Origin of the sequence: Micromonospora sp. HM5-17 (assembly GCF_003762835.1) — a bacterium.
Classification (GTDB): domain Bacteria; phylum Actinomycetota; class Actinomycetes; order Mycobacteriales; family Micromonosporaceae; genus Plantactinospora.
Genome location: NZ_RJWA01000004.1, coordinates 169,477 through 185,636 on the forward strand (window position 1 = coordinate 169,477; position 16,160 = coordinate 185,636).

11 protein-coding genes are annotated in these 16,160 nt (G+C 73.9%); 8 read left to right on the plus strand and 3 right to left on the minus strand.

Annotated elements, in window-relative coordinates:
• Positions 1-110: 110 nt before the first annotated feature.
• Positions 111-2,021 carry a transcription termination factor Rho gene (gene rho, locus EF879_RS14250; RefSeq protein ID WP_123558753.1) on the plus strand — a complete coding sequence of 637 codons (1,911 nt, stop codon included), beginning with the start codon at positions 111-113 and terminating at the stop codon, positions 2,019-2,021.
• Positions 2,022-2,243: 222 nt separating this feature from the next.
• On the plus strand, positions 2,244-5,705 hold the full coding sequence (locus EF879_RS14255) for a phosphodiester glycosidase family protein (RefSeq protein WP_123558755.1): 3,462 nt from the start codon (positions 2,244-2,246) through the stop codon (positions 5,703-5,705).
• A gap of 108 nt (positions 5,706-5,813) precedes the next feature.
• Here EF879_RS14255 and EF879_RS14260 read toward each other — a convergent pair whose 3' ends face one another.
• Both EF879_RS14260 and EF879_RS14265 read right to left on the minus strand, forming a co-directional pair.
• A complete protein-coding gene (locus tag EF879_RS14260; protein ID WP_123559216.1) occupies positions 5,814-6,713 on the minus strand; it encodes an AAA family ATPase in 900 nt (299 codons plus the stop codon).
• A 2-nt stretch (positions 6,714-6,715) separates the two neighbouring features.
• Positions 6,716-7,840: an RNA ligase gene (locus EF879_RS14265; RefSeq protein ID WP_123558757.1), complete on the minus strand. Its 1,125-nt coding sequence runs from the start codon at positions 7,838-7,840 to the stop codon at positions 6,716-6,718.
• A gap of 229 nt (positions 7,841-8,069) precedes the next feature.
• Here EF879_RS14265 and rpmE point away from each other — a divergent pair, with 229 nt between their 5' ends.
• The gene (gene rpmE, locus EF879_RS14270; protein ID WP_123558759.1) at positions 8,070-8,294 is read left to right on the plus strand and encodes a 50S ribosomal protein L31; all 225 of its coding nucleotides are present in this window, start codon (positions 8,070-8,072) and stop codon (positions 8,292-8,294) included.
• A gap of 123 nt (positions 8,295-8,417) precedes the next feature.
• Positions 8,418-9,515, plus strand: coding sequence for a peptide chain release factor 1 (gene prfA, locus EF879_RS14275; RefSeq protein ID WP_123558761.1), 1,098 nt, complete (start codon positions 8,418-8,420; stop codon positions 9,513-9,515).
• Positions 9,516-9,698: 183 nt separating this feature from the next.
• Here prfA and EF879_RS14280 read toward each other — a convergent pair whose 3' ends face one another.
• On the minus strand, positions 9,699-11,258 hold the full coding sequence (locus EF879_RS14280; RefSeq protein WP_123558763.1) for a diguanylate cyclase: 1,560 nt from the start codon (positions 11,256-11,258) through the stop codon (positions 9,699-9,701).
• Between the two features lie 88 nt (positions 11,259-11,346).
• Here EF879_RS14280 and prmC point away from each other — a divergent pair, with 88 nt between their 5' ends.
• From prmC to EF879_RS14300, 4 genes are all read left to right on the plus strand, one after another.
• Positions 11,347-12,315, plus strand: coding sequence for a peptide chain release factor N(5)-glutamine methyltransferase (gene prmC / locus EF879_RS14285; RefSeq protein ID WP_370375498.1), 969 nt, complete (start codon positions 11,347-11,349; stop codon positions 12,313-12,315).
• Positions 12,294-12,956 carry an L-threonylcarbamoyladenylate synthase gene (locus tag EF879_RS14290; RefSeq protein ID WP_370375499.1) on the plus strand — a complete coding sequence of 221 codons (663 nt, stop codon included), beginning with the start codon at positions 12,294-12,296 and terminating at the stop codon, positions 12,954-12,956. Before prmC ends, EF879_RS14290 begins: the two co-directional genes overlap by 22 nt.
• Positions 12,956-13,585, plus strand: coding sequence for a phosphotyrosine protein phosphatase (locus EF879_RS14295; protein WP_123558765.1), 630 nt, complete (start codon positions 12,956-12,958; stop codon positions 13,583-13,585). The genes EF879_RS14290 and EF879_RS14295 overlap by 1 nt, the downstream gene beginning before the upstream one ends.
• Before the next feature lie 319 nt (positions 13,586-13,904).
• A complete protein-coding gene (locus EF879_RS14300) occupies positions 13,905-16,121 on the plus strand; it encodes a transglycosylase domain-containing protein (RefSeq protein ID WP_123558767.1) in 2,217 nt (738 codons plus the stop codon).
• Positions 16,122-16,160 lie beyond the last annotated feature (39 nt).

The following is a 16,160-nucleotide window of genomic DNA, read 5'->3' on the forward strand; positions in this document are numbered from 1 at the left end:
CTGTGTTACAGACTCCCGCGACGCGTCGAGCGAGGCGGGTGCACCGAGGCCGCCCGGCCATGTGTTTTCGGGCCACGGGTAGCCCCGGCCTTATCGAGGGAAGGACTCCATTGAGCGACACCACCGACGTGACGTCGGACGTTCCCAACGTCGCTGGCGAAGCCACCACTGGTTCCACCCGCCGTCGGCGGACCGGGACCGGGCTGTCGGCAATGCTGCTGCCAGAGTTGCAGAGCCTGGCCGCGTCGCTCGGCATCTCCGGTACGGCCCGGATGCGCAAGGGCGAGCTGATCGCCGCGATCTCGGAACGCCAGGGCGGTACCACCGGTGCCACCACCGGTGGAGCGCCGCGGCCCCGGGCCGAGGTGTCGGCCGCGGCCGCGCCGGCTCGGGAAGAGGTACGCGCCGAGGTGCGCGAGAACGGCGAGCGCCCGGACGGTGAGCGGCGCGCCGCGACCGAGCAGGTGCCGGTGGCCGCTGCCGCCGAGGGGGGACGTACGCGGGCATCCCGCCGGTCGCGTGCGGCCGCCGCCGCTGCCGCCGCCACCGAGACGGAGAGCGAGCCGACCCCGACCGAGCGGACCGAGCGGCAAGAGCGCACCGACGGCGCTGAGCGGACCGATGGCGCGGAGCGCGCCGAGCGGACCGAACGGGGTGAGCGCGGCGAGTCGCGCAACGGCCGGGACCGCAACGGCAGCGACCGGGGCGAGCGCGGCGACGCGCGGGGCGAGCGCGGCCAGCGCTCGGCGGAACGGGACAACGACGGCGAGGAGGAGAGCGAGAGCGGCGGACGCCGTAGCCGGCGCAGCCGTTTCCGGGACCGGCGGCGGGGCCGCGGGGACCGTGCGGAGAACGGTGAGGGCGGCCGGGAGCCACAGGTCAACGAGGACGACGTGCTCGTCCCGGTGGCCGGCATCCTCGACGTACTGGACAACTACGCCTTCGTCCGGACCACCGGCTACCTCGCCGGGCCGAACGATGTCTACGTCTCGATGTCCCAGGTCAAGAAGTACGGCCTGCGCCGCGGCGACGCGGTCACCGGCGCGGTCCGCGCGGCCCGGGAGGGCGAGCAGCGGCGGGACAAGTACAACCCGCTGGTCCGGCTCGACACCGTCAACGGGATGGACCCGGAGGAGGCGAAGCGGCGCCCCGAGTTCTACAAGCTCACCCCGCTGTACCCGCAGGAGCGGCTGCGGTTGGAGACCGAGCCGCACATCCTGACCACGCGGGTCATCGACCTGGTCACGCCGATCGGCAAGGGCCAGCGGGCGCTCATCATGTCGCCGCCGAAGGCCGGCAAGACGATGGTGCTGCAGGCGATCGCGAACGCGATCACCCGCAACAACCCCGAGTGCCACCTGATGGTCGTCCTGGTGGACGAGCGGCCCGAAGAGGTCACCGACATGCAGCGCTCGGTCAAGGGCGAGGTCGTCGCGGCCACCTTCGACCGTCCGCCGCAGGACCACACCACCGTGGCGGAGCTCGCCATCGAGCGGGCCAAGCGCCTGGTTGAGCTCGGCCACGACGTGGTTGTGCTGCTCGACTCGGTGACCCGGCTCGGCCGGTCGTACAACCTGGCCGCACCGGCCAGCGGCCGGATCATGTCCGGCGGTATCGACTCGACCGCGCTCTACCCGCCGAAGCGGTTCCTGGGCGCGGCGCGGAACATCGAGAACGGTGGCTCGCTGACCATCATCGCCACCGCGCTGGTCGAGACCGGTTCGGTGATGGACACGGTCATCTTCGAGGAGTTCAAGGGGACCGGTAACGCCGAGCTGAAGCTGGATCGGAAGATCGCCGAGAAGCGGGTCTTCCCCGCGATCGACATCCACACCTCGGGTACCCGCAAGGAGGAGATCCTGCTGGCACCGGAGGAGCTGGCCATCACGCACAAGCTGCGGAAGGTGCTGCACTCGCTCGACTCGCAGGCCGCACTGGACCTGTTGCTGGACCGGCTCAAGCAGTCCCGGACCAACATCGAGTTCCTGATGCAGATCGCGAAGTCGACTCCGGGCGAGTAGTCCGTCCGGGGCGTCAAGCCCACCGAGGTCACACCCGCGCGGGGCCCGGCCACATCCGGCCGGGCCCCGCGTCCTGTCTGCCCCGAGTGTTAGGAAGGGGCCCTTCTACGACAAAAAGCGTTAAGCGGGGGCCCTTCCTTGCACCCCGGGCGGGTGGAGTTTTCCTTCGAGTAACCCGCTGGGTATTGAAACTTCTGTGCGGCGTCCGGTTGACTACCGGGCATGTTGCTCCGCCGTCGATCCGGCGCCCTCGCCGGGCTGCTGCTTCTGACGCCGTCCCTCGTCGCGGTCGGCCCATCACCGGCCGGAGCCGCGCCGGCCGTCCCGGCCCCGGTCGCCACCTCCGCCACCGCCCCCGAGGAGAGCCCACCGGCCTCCTCGGACCGTGCCGTCTCGGCCTCGCCGGTCACCGCCGCGGCCACCGACGGGATCGAGACCGACACCCGAACCCGGCCCGTCGCCCCCGGGGTCGAGCTGACGTCGTACGACCGCTTCGACGCCAACGGGTGGATCCGGGCCGACGCGCTCACCGCCGACCTGACCGGCGGGGTCACCGTCGACTACGTCAACTCGGGGGCGGTGGCCCGGGCCGAACCGCTACGCGCGGCGGTGGACCGGGCCGGCGCGGTGGCGGCGGTCAACGGGGACTTCTTCGACATCAACAACTCGGGCGCCGCCCAGGGGATCGGCATCCAGAGCGGCGTGCTGGTGCAGTCTCCGGTCGCCGGCCACCACGAGGCGGTCGGGGTGACCGCCGACGGCATCGGCCGGGTCCTCCAGGTCTACTTCGACGGCACCGCCACCCTGCCGACCGGTCCGGTCACCCTCACCCAGTTCAACAACATGGTCGCCCCGGACGGGATCGGTATCTTCACCCCGCTCTGGGGGTCGTACCCGCGTAGCCGGGCCGTGGCGGGAGCCAGCCGGGTCACCGAGGTCGCGCTGGTCGGCGGCCGGGTCTCCACGGTGAGTGACACGGCCGGCAGCGGGCCTATCCCGGCCGGCACCACGATCCTGCTCGGTCGCGACGCCGGAGCGGACGCCCTCGCCGCCCTCCGCCCCGGCGACCCGGTCGACATCCGGTACGCGCCGAGGACGTCGGACGGCAGCACGCTGCGCGCCGCCATCGGCGGCAACCGGGTGCTGGTACGCGACGGCGTCCCGCAGGACATCGGGGACGTCAACCCCGAGCCCCGGACCGCGGTCGGGTTCTCCGCCGACGGCCGGAAGATGTTCCTGGTCACAGTGGACGGACGGCAGGCCGACAGCCGGGGCGTGACGCTGACCGAACTCGGCCGGATGATGGCCGAACTCGGTGCCCACAACGCGCTCAACCTGGACGGTGGCGGGTCGTCCACCCTGCTGGCGCGCGAACCCGGTCAGCCGGTGGTCCAGGTGGAGAACAGCCCCTCCGACGGTTCCGAGCGGCCGGTGCCGAACGGGCTGGCGCTGTTCGCTCCCCAGGGCAGCGGCCGGCTGCGGGCGTTCTGGGTGGAGACCGTGCTGGACCGGATGACCGCACCCGGGCTCGGCCCGATCCCCGGCGGGCGTCCGGAGCGGGTCTTCCCGGGGCTGACCCGCCGGCTCAGCGCGGCGGGCTACGACGAGACGTACGGCCCCGCGCCGGGCACGCCGACCTGGCGTAGCAGCCCGGCCAGCGGCGGCACGGTGGACCGCGACGGCGTGTTCCGGGCCCGCCGGCCCGGTAAGGTCACCGTCACCGCCGCCCGGGGCCGGGCCCGGGGCGAGCTGGAGCTGACGGTGCTCGGCCCGCTGGCCCGGATCGACACGACCGCCGAGCGGCTCGGCCTCGCCGGCGTCGACGCCACCGGCACCTTCGGGGTGGTCGGGTACGACGCCGACGGCAACACCGCCCCGATCGAACCCGCCGACCTGCGGCTGGAGTACGACCACGAGCTGTTCGAGATCACCCCGACCAGCACCGGCCACCTCTCGGTGCGGTCGAAGGTCGGCAGCGGGGCCGGGATGGTCACCGTCCGGGTCGGCGACAGCAGCACGGTGGTGCCGGTGACGGTGGGGCTCACCGACGTGCCGGTGGCGATGTTCGACGACGCCGCGAACTGGCGGTTCAGTGCCGCCCGGGCCACCGGCTCGGTCGCGCCGGCCCCCGGCCACACCGGCACCGGGCTGAGGCTGGCGTACGACTTCGGCCAGTCGACCGGCACCCGGGCCGCGTACGCCGACCCGCCGGCCTGGATCGAGGTGCCCGGGCAGCCGCAGGCGTTCGGGATGTGGATATACGCCAACGGCAACGGAGAGTGGCCGAGCCTGCACCTGCATGACGCGCTGGACCAGCAGCACGTGCTGCGCGGCCCGTACCTGGACTGGACGGGCTGGCGGTACGTCGAGATGCCGGTGCCGGCCGGGGTGGTCTACCCGGTACGGGTCCGCCGGTTCTACGTGGCCGAGACCGACGCGGCGGCGCAGTACACCGGGGAGATCGTCATCGACGACATCGTGGCCCGGGTCCCCCCGGAGATCACCCCGCCGGCGGAGGAGACCCGCACCGACCGGGTGGTGGTGACCGACGGCACCGTCGACCGCGCGCCGTGGCGGTTCGCGGTCCTCTCCGACGCCCAGTTCGTCGCCGCCGACCCGGAGAGCGACCTGGTCGCCCAGGCCCGCCGTACGCTGCGGGAGATCCGGGCCGCCCGGCCGGACTTCCTGGTCATCAACGGGGACTTCGTGGACACCGCGTACCCGGCCGACTTCGCGTTGGCGAAACGGATCCTCGACGAGGAGCTCCGCGGTGAGGTGCCGTACTACTACGTGCCCGGCAACCACGAGATCATGGGCGCCCCGATCACCAACTTCCAGGCGGTCTTCGGCGCGACGACCCGGGTCTTCGACCACACCCCGGCCCGCGGCGGCCGAGCCACCCGGTTCATCACCCTGGACACCTCCGCCGGCAGCCTGCGGGCCAGCAACTTCGCCCAGGTGCGGGCGCTGCGGGCCGCGTTGGACGGCGCCGCCGCCGATCCGCGGATCGGCTCCGTGGTGGTGCTGGAGCACCACCCGCTCCGCGACCCCACCCCGGCGAAGGCGAGCCAGCTCGGCGACCGGAAGGAGGCGGCGCTGCTGGAGCGCTGGCTGGCCGAGTTCCAGGAGGAGACCGGGAAGGGGACGCTCTTCGTCGGCTCGCACGTGGGGACGTTCCACGCCGACCGGGTGGACGGGGTGCCGTACGTCGTCAACGGCAACGCCGGAAAGAACCCGTCCACCGCGCCGCACCTCGGCGGATTCACCGGCTGGACGATGTTCGGCGTCGACCCGGTGAGCCCGGCCGAGGCGGCGCAGGCGCGCCGCGACCCGCTGGTGGCCGGGCCGCGCTGGGTGACCGCCGAGACGCGGGCCCACGTCGACGCGCTGGCGATCACCGCCCCGGCGAGGGTGCGGGCCGGCGCCAGCGTGTCGGTGACCGCGACCCTCACCCAGCCCGGAGGCCGGCAGGTCCCGGTCGCCGCCCCGGTCAGCGCCGACTGGGCCGGCTCGGCCACCCTCCACATCGGATCGGCCTCCGGACTGCGTCCCTGGCACGTCGCGTGGTTCGACCCGGCCACCGGCCGGCTCACCGGGCTGCGGACCGGCACGGTCCGACTCGCCGTCACGGTGAACGGGGTCCGGGCCGAGCAGACCATCGTGGTCACACCGCGGAAGGGCTGAGAACGGCCGGCTCCCGGAGCGGGCCGGACCCCGACCCGACGGGTCACGCCAACCCCGGCGGCGACGCACGCGACGTCGCCGCCGGGCGGCCCGTGGTGACGGTCCGCCTCAGAAGTCGCCGTCGGCGACCTGGAAGACGGTCAGGCCCAGGTCGCGCCACATCCGGACCACCTGCATCCGGTCGTCGAAGACCCCGACCACCCGGTAGCGGTCCCGGATCTCCCGGTCGAAGATCTCCCGCTTGACGACCGCGTCCTTCCGCGTGTCGCCGACCGCCCGCATGTGCAGCGCCAGGTACGGGACGCCGACGTGCTCGTCGAGCCAGCGTTCGGTGACGGCCCGGCAGGAGGCGTCCCGGCCGGAGCAGAAGACGACGCCGTAGCCGGCCGCGTGCATGGCCCGGACCGCCGCGATCACCGCCGTGTTCGGCCGGTCCTCGCCGACCCGGCTCATGTCGTACGGGCTCCGCCCGGCCATCAGCGCGACCGTGCCGTCGATGTCGACCAGCACGATCTCCGGGGCGTTCCCGGCCGGCGGCGTGTAGACCCGGGCCGGGGCGCCCGGCTCGGCGGTCGGCACCGGCAACGGCAGCTTCCGACCGGCCAGGTAGCGCTCGTACAGCCGCCGGATCGCCTCCTCACCGACCCGGTCCTGCTCCGGGCGCTCGGCGTCGCGGCGGATGCACTCCTCCACCGGTACGTCGGTGAAGTCGTGCACCTCGAAGCTGGCCCCGAACCGGGCGGCGAGCTCCGCCCAGTCCCGCAGGGTGCGGGAGCGCAGGTTGGTGTCGTCGACGCAGACGTCGATCCCGGCCTTCAGCAGCGCCTCCACCTGTGCGCGCTGGGCGACGGTCACCTGCCCCTCGGCCCACTGGGTGAACAGCCGCTCGCCGTGCAGCATCCGGCGCAGGTCGTCCCGGTTCACCCGCACGACACCGGGCTGGAGCTTCCGGGCGAAGGTGGTCTTGCCGGAGGCGGGCAGACCTCGCGTGGCGATCAGTCGGGGCATCGTCACTCCTGGTCGTGTGGAGTCCAGTCCGCGGCGGGCCGGACCTGCCGCCAGAGCCGAGAACGGTAGTCGCGGCCGTCGAGACGCAGGAAGAGCAGGCCGCGGTCCGGGTGCCGGGCGGCTCGCGCGGCGAAGTCGCGCCGGGTCCATCCGGCGGGCAACTCGGCCATGATCTCACCGTACGCCTGCTCGATCTGCGCGGCTCGGGCCTCGACGGACGCGGTCAGCTCGGCCACGACGTCGCGTACCCAGGTGTGGAACTCGTCGGGCAGCGGCGCGACCAGCTCGGCGAGGTCCCCGCCGGTGACCAGCCGTTCCCAGACGGCCCGGGCGTTGAGTCCGAAGACCATCCGGTGCAGCCGCAGGTACTCCGGGTACTTGACCTTGACCCGGGTGTCGGTGTCCGGCCAGTGCACGACCAGCCCCTCCCGGTGGGGGCGGGGCGGGGCGGCCAGTGCCTCGGCGAGTGTCCGGTAGGGCAGGCGTTCGACGACCGGCCCCGGCCAGTCCGGCACCGCCTCCGGGCCGTGGCTGCGCCCGGTCGTGATCTCGACGGTGCCGAGCAGGACCAGGTCGTCGAGGCCGCCGTAGTCCAGCACGATCCGGTTGCCGGGGTAGACGATCTCGACCAGCACGGTGTGCCCGGGCGGCGGGACGAAGCCGGGGTAGCGGGTGCGCAGCACCCGGGTGGCGTGCCGGGCCTGCGCCGAGGTGAACGAGCCGCGGGTGGCGACCGCGAAGCCGTCCTCGGTCGGGTAGAGGACACCGAGCGAGCCGTCGACCTTGTCGGTTATCTGCGCTGGCGCGTCGAGTCGGAGTTCCGGGGCGCCCGGCTGGTCGTGGTGGAAGAACTTCCGGTACGGCCGGGCCACGACCGTCCCGTCCCGGTCGTCCACGATCAGCCCGCGGCAGGCGACCGTCACCGGCGTCCAGTTGCCGGCGTAGACGCACGCCTCCGTGTAGTTGTAGATCGACAACGGCAGATCGGGGTGTCGCTGGACCCGGACGTGCCGCTCGGCGACCGCCGCGGCCAGCGCCGCCGGGTCGAGGAGGTCCGCGAGGCGCGGGGCACCGGCGGGCGCGGTCGGGCCGGAGCGCGGCGCGACCGGGGCGGCGGGGCGGGTCACGGGTGTGCCTCCCGGCTGAGGGGGAATGCGAAGGGGGAGGAGTGACGTTAACCGTCACGGATCACCTGTGCAGCCCGATTTCGGGCCGGTGCCCGCGCCATGGCAGACTGGTGAGTCGGCCACCGGTTCCGGTTCACGCCCGAGTCCGTTCCTCGCCAGGCGAGCGCCTGCCGCCGGGGCGGATGTCGAGGGGCGACCCGGCGACCATCGACGAAAGGACCGAGGCGAGATGAAGCCGAACATCCACCCCGAGTACGTCACCACCGAGGTCACCTGCTCGTGTGGGAACAGTTTCACGACCCGCAGCACCGCCAAGGGCGGCGTGATCCACGTCGAGACCTGCAACGCCTGCCACCCGTTCTACACGGGTAAGCAGCGCGTGTTGGACACCGCCGGCCGGGTCGCGAAGTTCCAGCAGAAGTACGCCAAGGTTCAGGCGAAGAAGGCCAAGTAGCTGCGTCGACGGCGCCCGCTCCCGGTTACGGCCGGGGGCGGGCGCCGTGTGCGTGCGCCCGGATATCCCGGGCGCCGCGCGCCGGGTACGGGCATTCGTTTGAGCGGAGGAGGGGACACCAGCATGACGGTCGGGGGCGGTGATCGGCTTGCCGGTCTCCTCGACGAGTACGCGGAGCTGGAACGGCGACTCGCCGACCCGGCGATCCACGCCGACCCGGCGACGGCCCGACGGGTGGGTCGGCGTTTCGCCGAGCTGACCCCGCTGCACAAGGCCGCCGGTGAGCTGGAGCAGGCCCGGGCCGACCTGGCCGCCGCCCGGGAACTGTCCGCCGAGGACCCGGCGTTCGCGGCCGAGGCGGAGGCGATCGCGGCGACGATCCCGGCGCTCGAGGCCCGCCTCGCCGAGCTGCTGATGCCGCGCGACCCGCACGACGCCAAGGACGTGATCCTGGAGATCAAGGCCGGGGAGGGCGGCGAGGAGTCCGCGCTCTTCGCCGGCGACCTGCTCCGGATGTACCTGCGGTACGCCGAGCGGCGGGGCTGGAGAACCGAGGTGATCGACTCCCAGGAGTCGGACCTCGGCGGCGTCAAGGACGTCTCACTGGCGATCAAGAGCCGGGGTACGCCGGAGGGCGGAAACGGGGTCTGGTCCCGGCTGAAGTGGGAGGGCGGCGTCCACAGGGTGCAGCGGGTGCCGGTCACCGAGTCCCAGGGGCGGATCCACACCAGCGCGGCCGGCGTCCTGGTGCTGCCCGAGGCCGAGGAGATCGACGTCACGATCGACCCGGACGACGTTCGGATCGACGTCTTTCGTTCGTCCGGGCCGGGCGGCCAGTCGGTGAACACCACCGACTCCGCGGTGCGGATCACCCACCTGCCGACCGGGATCGTGGTCTCCTGCCAGAACGAGAAGAGCCAGCTGCAGAACCGGGAGCAGGCGTTGCGGATCCTGCGGGCCCGGCTGCTCGCCCTCGCACAGGAGCAGGCCGACGCGGCCGCCTCGGACGCCCGGCGCTCCCAGGTCCGTACGGTCGACCGGTCGGAGCGGATCCGCACGTACAACTTCCCGCAGAACCGGATCACCGACCACCGGATCGGCTACACGGCGTACAACCTGGATCTGGTGCTGGCCGGGGAGCTGGACGGGGTGCTCGACGCCCTGGGCGAGGCGGACCGGGCCGCGCGGCTGGCCGGCGAGACCGAGCTGTCCCGCCGCTGACGCCGCGCCCGGGTGGGCCCCGGAGGCGAGGCGGCGCACGGGGCGGTGTGCCGCCGGCCCGACGGGCGGGGTCCGTGGCCGGGCGGTGGAGAAGGCGGTGACCGCGTGCCCACCCGGCACGTCCGGGTCGGCGAGACCCTGCCCGCCGCCGGCCGACCGTCAGGCCCGCCGCCGGGCCGACCGTCAGCAGACGGCCCGGGCCTCGGCCTTGGCCCGGAGCAGTTCCCGGTCGGCGAGTTCGAACGCCGCGCCCAACGGGTCGCGCGCCCCGGCGCCGGTGCTCGGTACCTCGGCGAAGCCGACACTGACCCCCACCGGGGTTCCGGGGACCAGCGACTCCCAGTCCTCGGCCCGGACCGCCGTGCTGATCCGTCGGCCGACCTCGCCGGCCTCGGCCATCCCGGCCCCGGGGAGCACCACCACGAACTCGTCGCCGCCGTAGCGGGCCACGAAGTCGCCCCGGCGCATCACCCGGTTGATCACCCCGGCGACGCGTTGCAGCACCAGATCACCGGAGTGGCGGCCGTGGGCGCTGTTCACCGCCTTGAAGCCGTCCAGGTCGCAGACCCCGATGACGGCCCGCTCGCCCCGGCCGACCACGCCCGCCACGTACCGTTCGAGACGACGCCGGTTCGGCAGGCCGGTGAGCGGGTCGGTCAACGCCTCGCCCTCGTACCGGGTGGCGGCCCGGCACGTCTCCTCGTGCTCGATCCGGGCGGCGATGCCGTCGAGGTAGACGTCCCGGAGCCGGTCGGTGCGGCGGGTGGCGAGCCGGAAGGCGTACCGGTCGGCCCGGTGCGCGGCGGCGTGGTCGCCGGCCCGGGCGTGGGCCAGGCTGCAGAGCCGGGCGTGCTCGGCCGAGCCGAGCGTCTCGGCGGCGACGTTGATCGTCTCCAGTCGGGCCAGCGCCTCGGTGGAGCGGCCGGCGGCGATGGCCAGACACGCCTCGCCGAGTTGTCGCATGTCCCGGGCCCGTACGCTGTCGCCGCCGTTGGCGAGCAGCCACGCCGGGTCGAGTTCCGGCCGGGACGGCGGCTCGACCGGCACGCCGAGGGCGGCCCGCCGGACGATGGCGTAGCCGTAGGCCGCCCGACTGCTCGGGCGCAGCCGGGCGGCGGTGCCGGCCTGGACGAACCGTTCCAGGTCGGTGAGGAGGTCACGGAGCACCCGCAGGCACCCGTCGCTGTCCCCGTGGTGGTCGAGCGCGACCGCGTTGCGCAGCCGGATCGCCGGGGCGGCGAAGGTCTCCTCCGCGATGCCGGCGGCGACGCCCAGGGCGCGGGCCCGGTCGAGGGCGCTGAGGGCGTAGCCGTGAAAGCTGAGGTACGAGTACGTCATCGCCAGGTCGTGCCAGCCCCAGGCGGTGTCGCGGTCCGGTTCGTCCACCGCGCCCAGCGCCCGGGCCCCCTGCACGAGGTGGGTGACACAGCGGTCGAGCGCGCCCTGGTCGTGCGCGGCGAGCGCGGCGAGGGCGTGCAGGTGCCCGTGCAGGTACGGCTCGGGCAGGTCCCGCGCCGCGTCGAAGGCCTGCTCGACCGCGCGGGTGTACTCGGCGGTACGGCCCAGGTTGAGCAGCGCGCAGAGGCGCTGGAGCAGGGCGTCGGCGCGGGCGTACGGGTCCGTGGTGTTCTCGAACACGCGCTCGGCGACCAGGCATGCCTCGGCGGAACGGCTGTTCTCCATGAGCGCGCGGGCCCGCCGCAACGCCTCAACCTGGTCGCCGACCCGGTCGAGCCAACCCACCCAGAACCTCCAGCGGAAACGCGGACGTTCCCGAGCGGAAACGCGTCCGCGACGAGATGATCCCCGGCCGACGTCTCATGATTATGTCGTGAACCGCATTCCCGGGCATCCTCCGGAATCTCCCCGACCGTCGGCCGCCGTCGCCGAGGCCGCGTCCGCGCTGGCCGCGGCCGGGGTCGAGCCGGCCCGCACCGAGGCGGAACTTCTGGTGGCGCACGTCCTCGGCGTGTCGCGCGCGGCGCTGGCGCTCGCCGGGCCGCTGGACCCGGCCCAGGTGGCCCGGCTCCGGGAGCTGGTGGCCCGGCGACGCCGCCGGGAGCCGTTGCAGCATCTGCTCGGCTCGGCGGCATTCCGCTACCTGGAGTTGTCGGTCGGGCCCGGGGTCTTCGTACCCCGGCCCGAGACCGAGCTGCTCGCCGGCTGGGGCGTCGCGCAGGCCCGCGCGGTACGACCGGCCACCGGGCCGGTCTTGGTCGTGGACCTGTGCAGCGGGAGCGGCGCCATCGCGCTCGCCGTCGCCGGGGAGGTGCGCCGGGCGCGGGTGATCGCGGTGGAGCGCTCCGCCGCGGCGCTGACCTGGCTGCGGCGCAACGCCGCCGCGCGGGCCCGGGCCGGGGACCCGCCGATCGAGGTGGTCGCCGGGGACGTCGCCGACCCGAAGCTGCTCGCCGAGCTGAGCGGCCGGGTGGACGTCCTGCTCTGCAACCCCCCGTACGTGCCGGAGGGGACCGCGGTGGCGCCCGAGGTCGCCGGCTACGACCCGGCCGAGGCGGTCTTCGGCGGTCCGGACGGGCTGGCGGTGATCCGGCACGTGGTGACGCGGGCCGTCCGGCTGCTGCGCCCCGGCGGCGTACTCGGGATCGAACACGACGACACCCACGGGGCGGCGGTCCCGGACCTGCTCCGGGCCGACGGGCGGTTCACCGACGTCGCCGACCACCGGGATCTGGCGGGGCGGCCCCGGTTCACCACCGCCCGCCGGGACGGGGCCGACCCCGGAGCGGATCACACCCGTGGCACGGCCGGCCACCGGGCGTGGCAGACTGGCTCCTCGTGATGCTCTACGACTGCCGGTCGGTGGCGGACCGGGACCGAGGCATCGCCGCGGCGATCGAGGCGGTCAAGAACGGCGAGCTGGTCGTCATCCCGACCGACACGGTCTACGGAATCGGCGCGGACGCCTTCACCCCGCACGCGGTCACCGCCCTGTTGAACGCGAAGGGCCGGGACCGGCATCACCCACCGCCGGTGCTGGTCGGCTCCCGGCGCACCCTCGACGGGCTGGTGTTCATGCTGCCGAGCGCGGCGCGGGACCTCGCGGACGCGTTCTGGCCGGGGGCGCTGACCATCGTGGTCGAGCACTCGCCCAGCCTCCAGTGGGACATCGGCGAGACCAACGGCTCGGTCGCGGTCCGGATGCCGCTGCACCCGGTCGCGCTGGAGGTGCTTGGCGAGACCGGGCCGATGGCGGTCTCGTCGGCGAACAAGACCGGGCAGCCGCCGGCGGTGACCGCCGAGGAGGCGCGCCAGCAGCTCGGCTACGCGGTACGGGCGTACCTGGAGGCCGGGCCGTGCCCGGACCCGGTGCCGAGCACGATCGTCGACCTCACCGGCGAGGTGCCCCAGGTACTGCGGCGGGGCGCGATCCCGATCGAGAAGCTTCGCGACGTGGTGCCGGACATCGAGGACGTGGCCTGATGCCGCCCTTCACCGTGCTGCACGTCTGCATGGGCAACATCTGCCGGTCACCGATGGCCGAGCGACTCCTCGCGCTCGCCGTCCGGCAGCGGCTGGCCCGGCGGGCCGGGTCGGGGGGCGGGCCGGTGGACCGTGCGCTGGCGGAGCGGTTGGTGTACAGCCACAGCGCCGGCACCGGGGGCTGGCACGCGGGCGAGGAGATGAACCCGCCGGCCGCCCGGCAGGTTCGGTCCCGGGGCGGCGACGCCGACGACTTCGCCGCCCGCAAGCTCCGTTCCGAGCACATCGACGCGGCCGACCTGGTGCTGACCGCCACCGCGGACCAGCAGGAGTACGTGGTGGCGCTGCGCCCGGACGCGGCCGGGCGGACGTTCGTGCTGGGCGAGTTCGGCCGGCTGCTGGCCGGGGTCGACGTCACCGCGCTGCCTCCGGCCGGGGACACGCCCGAGGGGGTGTACGCCCGTGGCGTCGCGCTGGTCGAGGCGGTGAACGCCGCCCGGGGCCACGCCGCGCCGCTGCCCAGCGACGACCTCGACGACCCGTGGGGCCGGGGAGAGCAGTGTTTCAGCCGGGTGGCGGACGAGATCGAGGAGACGGTCCAACCGCTGGCGGCGGTCCTCCTGCCCTGAGGCACGGGGTCCGGGCCGGCCCGGGTCGGTCCGGCCCACCGTCGGTGCGTCGTCTCGCGCCGCGGTGAGCCGATGCCGTGGTGGGTCGATGCCGCGGTGGGTCGAGGGCTGGCGCGTTCCGGCCGCCGTGCCGGGCCGGGGCGGTACGGGTGGTGAGCGGTCACGGCTTGTGGGTGATTAGCCCGCTTCACCCCGGGTCGTGAAATCTGCTCCGAGTTGCGCCGAAGCGGGTGCGACGTGGGGAAATGGCCGGCAGGCTGGCGCTCGAACGCGGCCCGGCTCCGGGTCGCCCGTCCGCCGTCCCGCCCGGAGGTACCCCATGCTGCGGCTACGGCTGAACCAGCTCTGGACCCTGACCCTGGCCGGGTTGCTCGCCGGAACGCTCCTGGCCGCCGCGTTGCTGCCGGCCTCCGTCCTGGCCGCCGTGGGGCTGCAGTCCGTCAGCGCCCGGTACGAGGACCTGCCGCAGGACCTGCGGGTACCGCCCACCGCCCAGCGTTCCTACCTCTACGCCAACGACGGCCGCACCCTGATCACCTCGTTCTACGACGAGAACCGGACCGAGATCCCGTTCGACCAGATCGCCCTGACGCTCCGGCAGGCGGTGGTGGCGGCCGAGGACAGCCGGTTCTACGAGCACGGCGGGGTCGACCTGCGCGGCATCGTCCGGGCGTTCGTCGCCAACCAGGTCAGCGGCACGGTACGGCAGGGCGCCTCGACCCTGACCATGCAGTACGTCCGCAACGTGCTGAAGTCCGACCCGGACCTCACCCCGGAACAGCGGGCCGAGGCGATCGCCCCGAAGGCCGGACGCAAGATCCAGGAGATGCGGTACGCGCTGGCGCTGGAGCGGCGCCTGAGCAAGGACGAGATTCTGGGCCGCTACCTGAACATCGCCTACTTCGGCGCCGGGGCGTACGGGGTCGCGGCGGCGAGCCAGCGGTACTTCTCCAAGCCGGCCAGCGCGTTGACCCTGGCCGAGTCTGCCCTGCTCGCCGGGCTGCTCCGCTCGCCGGAGACGGACAGCCCGATCGACGGCGACTCCCGGGCCGCGCTCGCCCGGCGCGGGTACGTGCTCGGGCAGATGGTCAGGACGGGGATGATCTCGCCCGAGACGGCGGCCCGGACCCAGGCCGAGGAGCTGCGCCTGAATCCCGGCGCCGAGCCGAACGACTGCGCCGGGATCCCCGACGAACGGTCCGACTGGGGCTTCTTCTGCGACTACTTCCGGCGCTGGTGGGAGCGGAACCCGGCGTTCGGCGCCACCCCGGACGAGCGGCGGCAGAACCTGCGCCGGGGCGGCTACCGGATCACCACCTCGCTGGACCCGACGATGCAGGCGGCGGCGCTGGCGCAGACGCTGGAGGTGTACGACTACACCGACCGGTGGGCCGTGCCGATGGCGGTCGTCCAGCCCGGCACCGGCCGGATCCTGGCCCTCGCGGTGAACCGGCACTACCGGCTCGATCCGAACCCGCCCGGCCAGCGCAACTACCCGAACACCGTCAACCAGTTGATCGCCGGCGGTGGCGACATCGTCGGCTACCAGGCCGGCTCCACGTTCAAGATCTTCACCATGCTCGCCGCCCTGGAGGCCGGGATGCCGCTGAACTCCGGGTACGACGCCCCGTCCCGGCTGGTGACCCGGTACCCGGCCAGTGGGCCGGACAGCTGTGGCGGCCGGTGGTGCCCGGTCAACGCCAACCCCGACTGGATGGACGGCTACCACACCATGTGGACCGCCTTCGGCCGGTCGGTGAACACCTACTTCGTGGCGCTGGCCGAACGGATCGGCGCCGAGCGGGTGGTCCGGATGGCCGAACGGCTGGGCATCGTCTTCCGGGCCGCGAGCGACGCCCGGCTGGCGACGTACGGGGCGGCCGACTGGGGTGCCTTCACCCTCGGAGTCTCCGCCACCACCCCGCTCGACCTGGCCAACGCCTACGCCACCCTGGCCGCCGACGGGACGTACTGCCAGCCGCTGCCGGTCCACGCCATCGTCGACCCGGCCGGACGGTCCCTGCCGGCCGCGGCGCCGAGCTGCGGACAGATGATCAGTCCCGAGGTCGCCCGGGCCGCGACCGACGCCGCCCGGTGCCCGGTCGGCAACCAGTCCGCGTACCGCCGGTGCGACGGAGCCGGTGCGCCCGAGGTGACGCGGATCCTCGGCGACCAGCCGGTGGCGGGCAAGACCGGCAGCGCGGAGGGGTACGCCACCGAGACCTTCGTCGCCTTCACCCCGCAGCTCGCCGCGGCGGCCATCGCCGTCAACCCGGACGATCCGGGTGATGCCGTCGGGCGGGAGGCACAGCCGAAGGTGGTCGCCGCGGTCGCGCACACCCTGGCCGCCGCGTTGCGTGGGCAGCCGCGGCGCGACTTCACCGCTCCGAGCCGGGAGCTCGCTTTCGGGGGGAGCGGCGGGCAGCCGGCTCCGGTGCCCGACGTGCCGGACCTGCCGGATCCGGAGCCGCCGCCAGCGGGTTCGGGGCCGACCGGCGAGGCGCCCCCGACGTCGCCCGACGCGCCGGGGCGGTGACCGGGGCGGTGCGGGCGGCCCGCTCCTAGACTCGAACTC